The organism is Halomonas sp. 72 (genome assembly GCF_052379785.1).
GTDB lineage: Bacteria > Pseudomonadota > Gammaproteobacteria > Pseudomonadales > Halomonadaceae > Vreelandella > Vreelandella citrativorans.
In genome coordinates this window covers 116867-130279 of record NZ_JBQSYY010000006.1, presented here as the reverse complement: position 1 = coordinate 130279, position 13413 = coordinate 116867, and the positions used below count along the sequence as shown (strand labels likewise).

At 51.4% G+C, this 13413-nt stretch carries 14 protein-coding genes, 1 tRNA gene and 1 pseudogene; 5 read left to right on the top strand and 11 right to left on the bottom strand.

Annotated features, from left to right (window positions below; translation table 11 throughout):
• Window positions 1-2: 2 nt before the first annotated feature.
• The 5 genes from yacG to pilB all read right to left on the bottom strand — a co-directional run bounded on the left by yacG (window position 3) and on the right by pilB (window position 4798).
• Entirely contained in the window at window positions 3-236 is a 234-nt protein-coding gene (yacG, locus tag ACT3T6_RS08750) for a DNA gyrase inhibitor YacG (RefSeq protein WP_172116555.1), read from the bottom strand.
• 31 nt (window positions 237-267) lie between these two features.
• Window positions 268-858, bottom strand: coding sequence for a dephospho-CoA kinase (gene coaE / locus ACT3T6_RS08745; RefSeq protein WP_193053497.1), 591 nt, complete (start codon window positions 856-858; stop codon window positions 268-270).
• Window positions 859-989: 131 nt separating this feature from the next.
• A complete protein-coding gene (locus ACT3T6_RS08740; RefSeq protein ID WP_193053498.1) occupies window positions 990-1850 on the bottom strand; it encodes a prepilin peptidase in 861 nt (286 codons plus the stop codon).
• 17 nt (window positions 1851-1867) lie between these two features.
• Window positions 1868-3100: a type II secretion system F family protein gene (locus ACT3T6_RS08735; protein WP_193053499.1), complete on the bottom strand. Its 1233-nt coding sequence runs from the start codon at window positions 3098-3100 to the stop codon at window positions 1868-1870.
• A 3-nt stretch (window positions 3101-3103) separates the two neighbouring features.
• The gene (pilB, locus tag ACT3T6_RS08730; RefSeq protein WP_193053500.1) at window positions 3104-4798 is read right to left on the bottom strand and encodes a type IV-A pilus assembly ATPase PilB; all 1695 of its coding nucleotides are present in this window, start codon (window positions 4796-4798) and stop codon (window positions 3104-3106) included.
• A 228-nt stretch (window positions 4799-5026) separates the two neighbouring features.
• Here pilB and ACT3T6_RS08725 point away from each other — a divergent pair, with 228 nt between their 5' ends.
• The 4 genes from ACT3T6_RS08725 (at window position 5027) to ACT3T6_RS08710 (ending at window position 7082) form a co-directional block, all read left to right on the top strand.
• A complete protein-coding gene (locus ACT3T6_RS08725; RefSeq protein ID WP_287076489.1) occupies window positions 5027-5428 on the top strand; it encodes a pilin in 402 nt (133 codons plus the stop codon).
• A 125-nt stretch (window positions 5429-5553) separates the two neighbouring features.
• Complete coding sequence (locus ACT3T6_RS08720) at window positions 5554-6006, top strand: anti-virulence regulator CigR family protein (protein ID WP_193053501.1); 453 nt, start codon at window positions 5554-5556, stop codon at window positions 6004-6006.
• Window positions 6007-6100: 94 nt separating this feature from the next.
• Entirely contained in the window at window positions 6101-6910 is an 810-nt protein-coding gene (locus ACT3T6_RS08715) for an inositol monophosphatase family protein (protein ID WP_193053502.1), read from the top strand.
• Window positions 6911-7005: 95 nt separating this feature from the next.
• A tRNA-Pro gene (locus ACT3T6_RS08710) sits at window positions 7006-7082 on the top strand.
• An 867-nt stretch (window positions 7083-7949) separates the two neighbouring features.
• Here ACT3T6_RS08710 and ACT3T6_RS08705 read toward each other — a convergent pair.
• From ACT3T6_RS08705 to ACT3T6_RS08680, 6 genes are all read right to left on the bottom strand, one after another.
• A complete protein-coding gene (locus ACT3T6_RS08705) occupies window positions 7950-8411 on the bottom strand; it encodes a YgaP family membrane protein (protein ID WP_193053503.1) in 462 nt (153 codons plus the stop codon).
• Between the two features lie 136 nt (window positions 8412-8547).
• Window positions 8548-8961, bottom strand: coding sequence for a DUF6691 family protein (locus tag ACT3T6_RS08700; RefSeq protein ID WP_039857564.1), 414 nt, complete (start codon window positions 8959-8961; stop codon window positions 8548-8550).
• Window positions 8958-9419 carry a YeeE/YedE family protein gene (locus ACT3T6_RS08695; protein WP_039857566.1) on the bottom strand — a complete coding sequence of 154 codons (462 nt, stop codon included), beginning with the start codon at window positions 9417-9419 and terminating at the stop codon, window positions 8958-8960. Before ACT3T6_RS08695 ends, ACT3T6_RS08700 begins: the two co-directional genes overlap by 4 nt.
• Before the next feature lie 5 nt (window positions 9420-9424).
• Entirely contained in the window at window positions 9425-11191 is a 1767-nt protein-coding gene (locus tag ACT3T6_RS08690) for a SulP family inorganic anion transporter (protein ID WP_193053504.1), read from the bottom strand.
• A gap of 7 nt (window positions 11192-11198) precedes the next feature.
• The gene (locus ACT3T6_RS08685) at window positions 11199-11645 is read right to left on the bottom strand and encodes a TIGR01244 family sulfur transferase (RefSeq protein ID WP_193053505.1); all 447 of its coding nucleotides are present in this window, start codon (window positions 11643-11645) and stop codon (window positions 11199-11201) included.
• A 20-nt stretch (window positions 11646-11665) separates the two neighbouring features.
• Window positions 11666-12580 carry an MBL fold metallo-hydrolase gene (locus ACT3T6_RS08680; protein WP_193053506.1) on the bottom strand — a complete coding sequence of 305 codons (915 nt, stop codon included), beginning with the start codon at window positions 12578-12580 and terminating at the stop codon, window positions 11666-11668.
• A gap of 167 nt (window positions 12581-12747) precedes the next feature.
• Here ACT3T6_RS08680 and ACT3T6_RS08675 point away from each other — a divergent pair.
• Window positions 12748-12966, top strand: a pseudogene (locus tag ACT3T6_RS08675) (transposase); the annotation flags it as partial.
• Window positions 12967-13413: the final 447 nt, after the last annotated feature.

Here is a 13413-nt window from a genome sequence, read left to right as displayed (position 1 = left end):
CGTTAAGAAAGAGGCGCATCTTTATCCGCTTGTGCCAGAAGGGTATCCAAGTCAGCCTCATCCATGGCTGGCTCGCCTGCGATACGGTGAGACTCTTCAGCCCATGCGCCAAAATCAATTAATTGACAGCGCTTGCTGCAAAAAGGACGGTAGGTGCTCTCTGGTGCCCAAGCCACTTTTTGGCCGCAGTGGGGGCAGTTAACTTCCATGGGAGTATCATTAGCAGGGTGAGTCATAATAATCCTGAAATATATAGATAAAATTGAATTAACGAGTGCGATAAATACTGTCCAGACGCTCAACCTGACGCATCATAAAGTCATAATCTCCGCTGTTATCTATCACATCGTCGGCGTTAGCCAAGCGCTCTTCACGAGACATTTGCGCTGCAAGAATGGCACGTACCTGTTTAGGGCTTACGTCATCACGAGCGAGTGTTCTGGAAAGCTGAACATCGGTGGGCACGTCAACCACAATTGTTCGGGTGACCAGCATGTTTTGTCCTGACTCAAAAAGTAACGGTGAAACGAGAAGTACATAGGGTGAATCGTGGGATAGAGAGGTTAAATGCGCAACTAACCGCTCTCTGATAACCGGATGAGTAAGCGACTCTAGCCATTCACGCTTGGGTGGATCTTCAAAGATAATTGAACGCAAAGCGGCTCTATCAAGCGTTCCATCTTGCTTGACAATATCTGAACCAAAATAATCAATAATAGCGCTTAAGGCAGGCTCACCTGGTGCCACAATTTCGCGGGCAACGGTATCTGCATCTACCCAGCTGGCCCCTAGCGATTCAAACGCGCGCGCTACGGTTGATTTACCCGAACCAATGCCCCCGGTTAAGCCAATAATCATAGCTACCCTTTATTGCGTTCTTTAAAACGCTATTTTACGTGTTTTTACGTAGAAAGTCGGTACCTATAGCGCATTACGCCCATGTAGGCGCCGCTTTGGGCATGAGATGCAATATACCTTCTTGGTTTGTATTAAACCCCAGGGAAAAAGGACAAATAAAGGGCGATAAGGTCATGTCCTGCCAGGAGGCATGCCCAGCCTGCTAGCGCGAGAAAAGGCCCAAAAGGAAGCGGTGCGCCACGTAAGTGTGGAAAGCGTGTCTGTGCCACAACGCCTACAACAGCACCTATTCCGGCTGAGAGCAGTAAGAGCAGGGGCAGGAAGCTCCAGCCCAACCAAGCGCCAAGAGCGGCTAGAAGCTTAAAATCACCATACCCCATGCCCTCTTTTCCAGTGGTTAGTTTAAATAGCCAGTAAAAACTCCAAAGGATCAGGTAACCCACCATCGCACCAACGACGGCATTGGTTAATAAGTAGGGCTGAAATAAGAGTTGATAGACAAGGCCAGCCCACAGCAAGGGAAGGGTGAGAACATCCGGTAACAAGTAGGTGCGAAGATCGATCACGGCCAGTACGAGAAGGGTTACGCAGGCTGCATAAATAAACAGGCTGGAGAGGTTTATGCCCTGCAGCAGTGCAACTGTTAGGGCCAGTACACCGCTGCTTAATTCTACAAGGGGATACTGCAAGCTAATGCGGGTGTGGCAGTTTGCACAGCGGCCGCGTCGTTTAACCCAGCCGATTAAGGGAATATTATCGTGCCAGGCGATGGAGCTCTCGCAGCGTGGGCATTGTGAGCGAGGTGTCGCAATATTAAAGCGAGGTGCTTGTTCCATAGGCAGCTCAAGAGCCGCACGAGCCGCACGAGCCTCAAGCCGCCAGTGACGCATTAGCATGACAGGAAGACGAGTGATAACAACGTTTGCAAAGCTACCCAAGCAGAGGCCCAGCAAACAAACCACCAGGCCGGTGCTCAGCGTAAGAGAACTCATAATGCTCCTCAGAATACCTAGATGACGGTACCCAGATTAAAAATAGGTAAATACATAGAAACGACGATTCCCCCCACCAAAATGCCCAGCACAATGATAATGAGGGGCTCCATTAAAGACGTCAGCGCATCCACCTGGTTATCGACGTCTTCTTCGTAGTAACTGGCTACACGGTGGAGCATGGTATCAAGGGCACCGGCTTCTTCACCAATGCTTACCATCTGGATCGCTAAAGCAGGGAAACGGTTGGTCATTCGCATTGAAAAATGCAGCTGCTGACCTGTTGCTACCTCCTTTTGTGTCTGGAGTGCCGCTTGTTCATATACCTTATTGCCCGTTGAGCCAGCCGCAGTTGCAAGCCCTTCTACCAGAGGAATGCCGGATGCATACGTCGTGGCCAAGGTACGGGAAAATCGTGCAACAGCCGCTTTATCAATGATGTTGCCGATAACAGGAATACGTAGCAAAAGGCGATGAAGCAGGTAGACAAGCGCTGGAGAGCGGCGCGTCAGCCATCGCAGCAATAGAATCACTGTTGTGGCTGTTCCCAGTAAAGGTAGCCATAGTTGTTGGGCCAGCATCGATAAGTCGACGGTTAGCTGTGTCACCGCCGGTAGCTCAGCGTCAAAGCTTTGAAACATGCTTTCAAACTGAGGTACCACTTTAATAAGTAATAGCAGTGTAATCGCGATGCCGGTCAGCAAAACGGTCGTCGGATACCACAACGCCTTTTTGACACGCCCCTTTAGGGACTCTAGTTTTTCCTTATAAACCGCGTTTTGCTCTAACATTTTGTCAAGTGTGCCGGACTGTTCGCCTGCATCAACCAGATTAATAAACAAACGATCAAAATATTGAGGGTGGTATCGTAAGGCGTCAGAAAAGCTTGTCCCTGATGCTACGTCATTGGTTAGCTGATGAATAAGCGCCACCATCGACGGTTTTTTCAGACTTTCAGCCACTACCTGAAAAGCCTGTAATAGGGGGATGCCCGCTTGAATCATCGTTGCCAGCTGGCGTGAAAAAATCATGATATCGCGAGGTTTTATACGTCCTTGGCTACTCAGGTCGCTTTTTTTAGCGACACGCCGCACGTCAATATTTTGTTTGCGTAGCTCGGCGGTAACGGCGACCTTGCTATGGCCGATAATTTCACCATGTAGTAAACGTGTTTGGCCCACCGTCCCTGTCCATTTCCAGCGATACAAGCGGGGTGACTTGGCTTTACGTTTAACGGCATATCGAGTCAAGCGTTACTCCTTAATGACACGATTAATTTCCTCCAGGCTGGTAATGCCTTGGATAACATAATAAAAGCCGCTTTGGCGAAGGCTGGCATGTCCTTCCTTTCTGATCTGCTCGTTAATCTCAAGTGCGGACGCGTTGTGCATAATGAGCTGCCGAATCGTTTCGGAAACGGGAACCACTTCATAGATGCCCACCCGGCCTTTATATCCATGTGTGCATTTTTTGCATCCTTCAGCACGATAAAAGGTTGCTTGTTGAAGGATATCTTCATTGGTAACTTCGCTGGAGATGGCGTCCATGGGGATGTTCGTAGGCTGTTTGCAATGACTGCATAATTTTCGAGCTAAGCGTTGCGCAATAATCAGACTCACCGAGCTTGCAATATTAAATGCCGATACTCCCATGTTGCATAAGCGCGTAAGGGTATCTGCCGCAGAATTGGTATGCACGGTTGAAAGTACAAGATGACCTGTTTGTGCTGCTTTTATTGCAATCTCCGCAGTTTCAAGATCGCGTATTTCACCTACCATCACTACGTCAGGATCCTGACGGAGAAAGGCGCGCAGTGCATTGGCAAAATCCAGTCCAATGTGGGGTAGCACGTTCACTTGATTAATACCTGCTACCTTGATTTCAACAGGATCTTCTGCCGTGCAGATATTCCGCTCTACTTGATTGAGTAGTGCGATGCCCGTATAGAGTGAGACCGTTTTACCACTGCCAGTAGGGCCTGTGACTAAAATCATTCCCTGGGGCTGTTTGAGTGCTTTTTCATAGAGCCCCCTCTGGGTATCTGAAAAGCCCAATTGGTCAATGCCAAGCTGAAGAGAGGTAGGATCAAGCAGACGTAATACGACCTTCTCGCCGTAAACGGTCGGCAATGAATTGATACGCAAATCTAACGTTTGATGGCGTTTTGCCGAGAATTTAATGGCTCCATCTTGTGGAAGGCGACGCTCCGAGATATCAAGGCGAGCCATGATCTTCAAGCGTGCTGCTATCTGATTTCGCATTGTCAGTGGTGGCTGAGCAACTTCAATAAGCACGCCGTCAATCCTGAATCGAATACGGTAGCGTTGCTCATAGGGCTCGAAGTGAATGTCTGAAGCACCCCGATCAATAGCGTCCAGCAGTACTTTATTAACGAATTCAACGACAGGCCCGTCTTCTATGCTTTGGGCCATGTCCTCAAGCTGAAAATCGTCATCTTCAGAGGCCAATTTATAATCAGGCAGATGCTTGATGGAACCTAAAGAGGCATATTTATGATGGGTGAGGTAGCTATTTAATACGGTCTCAAGCTGATCGAACGGGGCCAAAATTCCTTCAATGCTAACGACATCTAGAGAGAATGTTAGCTCATCAAGTTGAGACAGGACTGATGGGCAGAAAATGGCGACCGTGAGATGACGCCCCCGTTGAGCCAGAGGCAGGACTTTTAAGGATGTTAAAAGATGGACAGGAAAGCTGGTAGCTGTGGGCAGCGCTTCTAGCTGAAGAGTCTCTAAATCAATCACTGGAAAGCCATATTCCCAGGCAGCTGCAGAAGCGGCGGCGCTAGCGTCCACGAGTCTTTGTTCAGCTACATAGCGTAATAATGATACTCCCAAGGCGAGTGACGCTGTTTCTGCTTTTTCGGCCTGGTCGATGCTTAGCAGCTCGCTGTTAATTAAACGCTTGGCTAATCCTTCAAATTCCATCAATAATCTCGAAAAAGATGATCTCTTAAGCTTTTGATATTAGAGTATTAATTGTTGCTCATGAAAGATTGCTAACAAACAATAATTCGCCTGCTCTCATAAATTAAAACGCTATTTTTCGGCTAATAAATTGATTAATTATGATTAGTATTGTATCTGTGATACTGCTGTAAGACTAGTTAGTAATTTCAATAAAAATGTGCGTGATGTCGATAAACAGGGGGCAGCTTGGATAAGCATAGCGGCAAGATCAAAGGGGACGAAGATGGCTTTACTCTGATAGAGCTCATGATCGTCATTGCTATCGTGGGCGTTTTGATGGCAGTGGCAGTGCCCCAGTATGGGAATTACCTTGATAAAGCGTCTTTAACCGCCTGCGAGGGGGAGCTGGCTTCCTATCGGAGTATGGCATTGGTAAATTATTCGCTGTCCGAAACAGCTCAAGCAGACTCAGCTATTTCTGATGATTTCAGCTTTCAAGCCTGTGATAGCGGCACTGATAGCCGTAAACAAGAGCTGCTTGACGCGTTTACGAGCAGTAACACAAGTGGGGATGGAATCGAAATTCAGTCAGCACGCGGGGGCATTATTAATATTGAAGCAGGAAAAATCGTGGTCAAAGGCTCTTAGTATCCGATAGGGAGTGGATGTTAAAAGACCCCGTATGATCTTTATATTTCCATACTCTGTGCGTATTTCCTCACTACACTACAAGCTAACCGTGTTAGCCAATATGTTTAGTGAGAGGTTTTCAAATGAAGCGAACGAGTCTAGCCGTGTTGGTAAGTTGTCTGGGAGGATTGATAGTTGCCAGCAACACGTTTGCACAGCCGCCTGCCCACGCGCCAGCCCATGGCGCACGCGATAATGGGCAAGAGCAGCGGTATCAGCAAGGAAGCTCACGTTCGATGCGTGAAAGCCACAATAAGCAATATGTGGATTTGCCACGCGTCAATGAGCGCGAGCTACTGCGCTTGCTACGCCAGTTTAATGCACCCGCTGCTGAATCACTGCCCCCCGGCATTCAACGACAAATTCAGCGTGGCAAACCGCTACCACCCGGTATAGCAAAGCGCTTTGACGGCTCATTGGCCGGTCATTTGCCGCGCTATCCTGGCTACGAATGGGAACGAGTAGGCGCTGATGTAGTGCTGATTGAGGCGGCCACGCGTGTAGTCGTCGACATTCTGGTGGGTGCACTGCGTTAATTTTCCTGCTTTTATTGCATCATCGTGACTTAAAAAGTCATATTGTGTGACTATGCTCAAACTCCTCGCAATGCGTAGAAGGAAAAGCAGAGCAATGCATACATTGAAAGAGCGTCTGGATGTAGCCGTTTCTATTGCCCATGAGGCAGGAGAGCTCATTCGTCAGGCACGCGCAGACCAGTCATTTTCACAACGGCTTAAAGCGGGTGATGAGTTAGTCACGGATGTTGACGTGGCCGTCGATCAGTTAATAAGAGAACGATTAAACACTTCCTTCCCTGATGAAGGGCTCCTCAGTGAAGAACTATCCCCCGCGCATGCGTTAAATGCCGATGTTTCTAAACTTTGGGTGGTAGACCCCATTGATGGCACCGTCAATTTTGCGCAAGGGTTACGGCATGTTGCGGTGTCCATTGGGTGGATGGAAGAGGGGATAGCCAAGGTGGGTGTGGTCTATGCGCCTTTCCTGGATGAAACCTTCAGTGCGGCAGAAGGACAGGGCGCTTATTGCAATCAGCAACCGATCCAGGCCAGTAAGGTGATGAGGCTAGCTGAAACCCTGGTAGGTACAGGCTTTCCTTATCAAAAAGAGGCCCGCCAAAAACTACTAGCACGCTTGAATGGAGTACTGGCGCATTGTCGAGATGTACGACGCAATGGAGCAGCAGCGTTGGACTTATGTGATGTGGCCTGCGGACGCTTGGGTGCTTATTATGAAAGCGTTTCGCCTTGGGACTTTGTTGCTGGCTGGGTTGTTGCCCGTGAAGCTGGGGCAAGCGTAGGGCACTTGGGTATCGTTCCAGAAGGCGTGCCTGCGGACCTGTATCCTAATGAACTGCTGGTGACTGCGCCCGGTGTGTATGAAGCGATGCATCGCCTGTTGCTGGATGCAGACCATGCCTAATGCCAAATACTTGAAAAGAAAGCGCAAAAATAACTTTTCATTTGGCGCATAAAGCGATAGTATACGCACCGTCTTGAGGGAAATGCACAAGACATCGGAGTGTGGCGCAGCTTGGTAGCGCGTTGCAATGGGGTTGCAAAGGTCGCAGGTTCGAATCCTGTCACTCCGACCAAAAAAGACATATAAAACGGTCACTTAGCTAATTGCTACAGTGGCCGTTTTTGTTTTGTTAGATGTCAGGTAGCAAATAGGTAGCACTCGTCGGAAACAAGAAGGCGCAGCTGGCAACAATGATTCGCCTTTCTCACCACACCGTATCTCTCACCAGTACCAAAAAACCACTCCATATAAAAATAAGGGAACTTCGGTTCAGATGGTTCTGCTATGCGTTACCTCCATCCATCTTGATGGATTAAAGGTAGTCACCTGAAATTCAGGCAACGCAGTTAGGCAATTTTTTTGAGATAAATAAAATATGACGCTATCCATTTGGTGTTTTGTTGATATTTTAACCTGTGAAGAGGCTTAGCTTATTTATAACGGGGCTGATCCAGAGGATTTCGAAATGCGACGGCTATTTATCGACGTGGGCGGCGGTTAATTTGCGTTAGCCGATGATCTTCTCAAACTTGGCTATCAGAATTTTAGTGTTCTAGGTATTTCAAACGAAGCAATCCAAGCAACCAAGCAACGTTTCGAGACAGTCTCAAACACTGTGGAATAATTGTTCGTGGATATTACCACTCATACAACTCTGCCCAAACAGCGCTACGTTGTTTGGCATGATTGCACAGTATTCCACTTTCTAGTTGTGCTAGGAACAGCTGTTTTAGCACGTAAACATAAACCTTGAGCAGGGTAAGTACATTACTCAGCGGACTGAAAGTCGCTGGGGGGAGGTGTAGCGCGCAGAAATAAACTCCGCTCTCTTAACAAAGGAGAGCAGAGAGTTGATTTGGCATGTACATTTCGGCCCTGCCCACTGAGGGTAGGACTTGCTTGGCCTGATGAGCATTCGCTTAGATAAGCGAATGCGTTCTTAACGTTCTACTCTGTCCAGCACTTCGTATATACGATCACGTGGGCTGGCTGGCGGAGTACTTTCTAGGTGGGAAAAGTCTCCACGTAATGCTTTAAGCGCATAGCGTTCTTGATCGATTTCTTTTGAAGTGCGTACACCACGTTTTCGAAAGATAATGATGGGTGGGCACCACCCCTGCAATGCGTGTTGCAGAAGAAAACCGGTAACCGCCGCAGGCAACAGGAGCCAACGCTTATCGACCAAGCCCCCAAGAGCCACACCAGCCAGGCTCAGGGCTGACGCGTTCGCTTCCAGAGTGCGTTCAATGTCCCACTCATTGTCGAGCTCTTGTAGACGGCGTTCAATTTCATGGCGATGTTGGGCAAAGTACGCGATGTTGTCTTCGGTGCGCCGCCGGATATGCTGATTGATGCTGTCGGCAGTGTTCTGCTCAACGCGTGAAGTCGTTGAAGGGAGCATGTGACCTCCTTTTCCTAATTTAATTTGTCCAACGTCATCCTTTCTTCAGACACTAGTTATCTTTCGTTAACCTAAAACTACACTTCGAAACCTGTACTTCAATCGTAGCAAACAATGGTTTAAGCTCAAGCGCTGGTCAGCGGCTGCCTGAGAACCGCTTTGCTAACCACCACCCGCCAATCATTGCCACAAGCATCGCGACGAGAGGCGTGCTCAGTCCGACGACCGAGGCGATGGCAGGACCTGGACAGTAGCCCGAAAGCCCCCAGCCAATGCCAAAGAGCGCCGCCCCACCGAGCAAGCGGCTATCGAGTTCACGCTTGGTTGGTAGGTGGAATTTATCACCAAAAAAAGGGCTGCTCCGACGCAATACCAACCGGTAGCCGATGAAGGTAGTGATGACGGCCCCGCCCAGTACGAAGGCCAAGGTAGGGTCCCATTCGCCGGCGATATCCAGAAAGCCGAGAACACGCGCCGGATCGGTCATGCCTGAAATGGCGAGGCCGAGTCCGAACAAGAGCCCTGCGGCGTAAGCCATTAAGGTTCTCATGCCCCACCTCCTATCACATGTCGGGTGATATAGACGGTTGCCATGGCACTCAGCAAAAACGTGACGGTAGCCGCCATCGAACGCGGCGATAGACGTGACAGGCCACATACCCCATGACCACTGGTACAGCCGCTGCCGAGCCCTGTCCCGACACCCACCAACAGCCCCGCAATCAACATCAGCATCACGCCACCGGCGGGATCACCAATAACCTCATTGGGCTGTCCCACCACGTTTCCCAGACCGCCTCCCACCAGAACGAGCACAACAGGCCCGGTGACCAGGCCAACCAGGAACGCGGCCCGCCAAGCACTGTCGCCCTTTGGACGCGTCGTCACCAGCGTGCCGGCGATGCCGCTGATACCGGTGATACGTCCTAGCGTGGCCATCAACCAGGTAGCGGAAATGCCGATGAGTATACCGCCGGCCAGTCCTTGCAGATTTGAAGTCCAATCCACTTCGTTTACTCCTTAGTTTGCTGAACCCGTTGGGTGTTGGTTGCCTGAGCCAACGACGTTTTCTCTTGATGCAGGCTGCGCCAAGCATCGTAGGTACTGAGGAAGACCTCGCCGCCGAGCGCTTTCATGAAATCGGAGCCACGAAGCTTGTCCATAACCGGCCCCTTGACCTCGGCCAGATGCAGCGCCACGTCGGCATCCTTCAACCGAGCGTTGATCTCCTCTAGGCTTTCCAAGGCCGAGGCGTCGATGGTATTAACTGCCTGACACGCCAGCACGATATGCTGCAATTCGAAGTCACGGGAAATCAAGGCCATCACGGTATCCTCAAGGTAACGGGCGTTGGCGAAATAAAGGCTTTCGTCGATGCGGAGTAGGACCAGACGCTTATCGGTCTCAACGTCGTGGCGCAGGACATTTCGGAAATGCTCGCTGCCCGGAACTCGGCCAACCACGGCGCTATGGGGACGGCTGGTACGGTAGAGATGCAAGGCGAGCGACAGCCCTACGCCAGCCAGGATGCCGCTTTCCACCCCATGGCCCAGGGTGGCGATGATGGTTACCAACATGGCTACGCCATCACTACGGGAATAGGCCCAGTTTTTTTGCACCGCGCCGAGATCCACCAATGACAGGACGGCGACGATAATGGTTGCGGCGAGCGTGACGATGGGGAGATAGGCGATCAACGGTGTCAGCAGCAACGCGGCCAGTGTGATGCCTATGGCCGTGAACGCACCTGCCGCCGGAGTCTGAGCGCCGGCATCGAAATTGACCACCGAACGGGCAAAGCCACCCGTCACCGGCATGCCGCCAAAGAAGGAAGCCGCGATATTCGAAGTGCCAAGACCGATCAGTTCCTGGTTTGGCTCGATGCGTTGCCGACGCTTGGCGGCCAAGGTCTGACCTACCGATACTGACTCCACGAAACCGACCACGCTTATCAGCAAGGCAGCTACTAACAGTTCACGCCATAGCCCAAGGTCCACACCTGGTAAGGTAAGCGGAGGTAGGCTGGCCGGTACTTCGCCCACGACGGCTACGCCGTGCTGGTCGAGCTGCCAGGCCCAGCTCGCTAGGGTGGTCAGCGCCACGGCAAGAATCGGTGCTGCCTTGGACAGCATATCCGCTGAGCGTGACGGCAGGCCTAGCGACAGGAGCCCTGGCTTTAACCAACGCCGGGCAGCATAAAGAAAGACCAGCACACCTAAACCGATGGCAAGAGTAATGCCATGGAGGCTTCCTACGTTTCCCCACAGGTCGCCCAGCAATTCGATCATGTTGTGACCCGAGGCTTCCACCCCCAGCAAGTGTCGGGCCTGACCGGTCGCGATGAGCAGCCCCGAGGCGGTGATGAATCCGGAGGTCACGGGATGACTGAGGAAATTGGCTAAGAAGCCCAGTCGCGCCACCCCCATGAGGATGAGAAGCAAACCAGACATCAGTGCCAGTAACAGTGCAGCACCCAGGTATTCCGGCGACCCTTGCGGGGCGATACGACCGATGGCCACCGCTGTCATCAGTGAGACTACTGCCACTGGCCCTACGGCAAGGGTGCGGCTGGTCCCGAAAATCGCATAAACGAACAGCGGGGCGATGCTTGAATAAAGCCCCACCTCGGGGGGAAGGCCCGCCAGCATGGCGTATGCCAGCGACTGCGGGATCAGCATGACGGTCACGATTACCGCTGCCAACAGGTCACTGGCCAACGTATCGCGTCCATAGCCGGGCAGCCACTGGAGGATGGGCAGATAATGCTTCAGGCTGGCCATAGCACGCTCACGACCCAGAATCACCCTTTGCCTGATGGGCTTGTTGTTCAAGCCTGTCGCGCAAGGGCTCCAAGTCATAGCCAGCCGCTTTGGCTGAGGCGATCAGCTCGGATACCGGACGCTGCGGGGCGAGTGATAATGCCCACAGATGGGCCACGCGTTTTCCCGTTCGGCAGAAGCCGAGCACGGGGGCCTTTGCAGAATGCAGCACATCTGAATAGGCATCGATGTCCGCCTTTGCGTATTCCCCAGGCTTTACGGGAACTTCATGCCAGGCCATGCCCAGTGATTTGGCCTTAGCCTTGAGGGCATCGGGATCCGGCTGGTCATCACTTTCCCCGCGCGGGCGATTGGAGATAATGGTGCGGAACCCTTGTTCGGCAAGCTGTTCAAGTTCGTCGAGGCGAGGTTGTGCTGCCACGTAAAGGCGATCATCGAGTGGTTTGATATCCATAGGTTACCTCCTTGGTCGCTTTAGGAACGCGCCTCATCATCCCAGGCGGCCCCCGGTAGAGCATCGAGGGGAATCTTCAGGTAACGACGACCATTATCCTCTGGCTCTGGCAGGTCGCCGCCCCGGATATTGACTTGCAAAGCGTGCAGGATCAGTTTCGGCATGGGCAGCTTGGCGTCACGTTCGTTACGCAAAGCGATGAAGCTTTCCGCTGTCGGGCTGTCTTGGAGATGAATATTGGTTTCGCGCTGGACACTCACCGTGCTTTCCCACTCTGGCTCGCGATCGCCGGGCATGTAGTCGTGACCGGTAAAGAGCCGAGTGTCGTCCGGCAGTGCCAGGATGGCCTGAATGGAATCCCAGAGTTTGTGAGCATTGCCCCCAGGGAAATCGGCACGGGCCGTACCGCCATCCGGCTGAAACAGCGTGTCGTGCACGAACGCCGCATCGCCGATGACGTAGGTGATCGACGCCTTGGTATGGCCGGGCGAGAACATAATCCGGCCTTCTATCTCGCCCACGTGGAAAGTATCGCCCTCTACAAAAAGGTGGTCCCACTGGCCGCCGTCATCCGGAAAGTCGGGCCAGTTGTATATATCCTTCCATAGCGCTTGCACTTGCGTAACGTAAGCTCCTATAGCCGTTGGTGCCCCTGTCTTTTCCTTAAGATACTGTGCTGCCGAAAAATGGTCGGCGTGTGGATGCGTATCGAGTATCCAGTCAACGATGAGCCCCTCCCGTGCGACGTAATCTAGTAACTCATCAGCATGGTGGGTTGCAGTGGTCCCTGACTTCTCATCAAAGTCCAAGACAGGGTCAAGGATGGCACAGCGCCGTGTCGCAGGGTCACTGATAATATATTGAACGCTTGAGGTTCTTTGATCGTAAAAGCCGGCCACGTCCGGCCTGCCTGGTGAGTGTCGGAAATTACGCATATTCTTCCTCATTCTCCATTTTAGTTACAAGCCTAGACCATATTGGAATAACAAGAAAACAATGAAACATGTTTATACAAACATCAAGTAAAAGTGACATCTCCCCCTCTGATTGGGTTGCGCTACACTTTAGATTTCGATCCTACTAGCAAGGAGAACGGACATGCATGCGCGTTAGCACACAACAGTTCATAGGTCTCTTGGGTGAAGCAGATGCGGGGCTGCCTATTGATGAGCCATACCGTCGGCATGGTTTCTCGGAAGCAAGTTATTACTTATGGTGCAGCGAATTGGGTGGAATGAGCTAGCCAGGTTCCAAGCGACTCAACGAACTCGAAGTCGCGGAGACAAGATTAAAGAAGCTTTTCGCTGAATCGCTACTGGAGAGGGTGGGTCACTTGCGAGGCGTTGAGAAAAGTGGGAGTACGCCGAGACGTGATGCGTTTTTATGATGTCGCGTGGACTGAGTGATCGTCGACCGCTCCGCGTCTCTCTCGTGCCGCCAATCAGGTCAAATCAATGGATTGTGTATTTGACCTTACCGCTGAAGGACGAATGATAAAGAACCTAATCGCAGTTGATTACGGTACTCATTAAGCAGTGTCCATCGTGCCCGAGTGAGCTATTGCTGAGCTGGCTACTGCGACGCCTCTAAGGCTTTCCAGCGTGCGGCTCGTCCAAGGTGTCGTTCAAAAACTGGCCATCCATAGCCCAGAGTTTGCCGATCCTTTCAAACCTCCTAAATCAAAAAATGAGAGTGGACCTTGTGAAGCCTTCGTGCTTAATGCATTTAGCAAAGTTGGGATTATATGCGATGACCTGGCTTAAAACCT

Excerpts from the sequence above, each read along its gene's own strand:
- ACT3T6_RS08740 (WP_193053498.1), bottom strand. The coding sequence starts at position 1,850 with ATGAGTTCTCTTACGCTGAGCACCGGCCTGGTGGTTTGTTTGCTGGGC.
- ACT3T6_RS08715 (WP_193053502.1), top strand. The coding sequence starts at position 6,101 with ATGCATACATTGAAAGAGCGTCTGGATGTAGCCGTTTCTATTGCCCAT.
- ACT3T6_RS08680 (WP_193053506.1), bottom strand. The coding sequence starts at position 12,580 with ATGCGTAATTTCCGACACTCACCAGGCAGGCCGGACGTGGCCGGCTTT.
- yacG (WP_172116555.1), bottom strand. The coding sequence starts at position 236 with ATGACTCACCCTGCTAATGATACTCCCATGGAAGTTAACTGCCCCCAC.
- pilB (WP_193053500.1), bottom strand. The coding sequence starts at position 4,798 with ATGGAATTTGAAGGATTAGCCAAGCGTTTAATTAACAGCGAGCTGCTA.
- ACT3T6_RS08700 (WP_039857564.1), bottom strand. The coding sequence starts at position 8,961 with ATGAGAACCTTAATGGCTTACGCCGCAGGGCTCTTGTTCGGACTCGGC.
- ACT3T6_RS08720 (WP_193053501.1), top strand. The coding sequence starts at position 5,554 with ATGAAGCGAACGAGTCTAGCCGTGTTGGTAAGTTGTCTGGGAGGATTG.
- ACT3T6_RS08685 (WP_193053505.1), bottom strand. The coding sequence starts at position 11,645 with ATGGATATCAAACCACTCGATGATCGCCTTTACGTGGCAGCACAACCT.
- ACT3T6_RS08690 (WP_193053504.1), bottom strand. The coding sequence starts at position 11,191 with ATGGCCAGCCTGAAGCATTATCTGCCCATCCTCCAGTGGCTGCCCGGC.
- coaE (WP_193053497.1), bottom strand. The coding sequence starts at position 858 with ATGATTATTGGCTTAACCGGGGGCATTGGTTCGGGTAAATCAACCGTA.
- ACT3T6_RS08705 (WP_193053503.1), bottom strand. The coding sequence starts at position 8,411 with ATGCTCCCTTCAACGACTTCACGCGTTGAGCAGAACACTGCCGACAGC.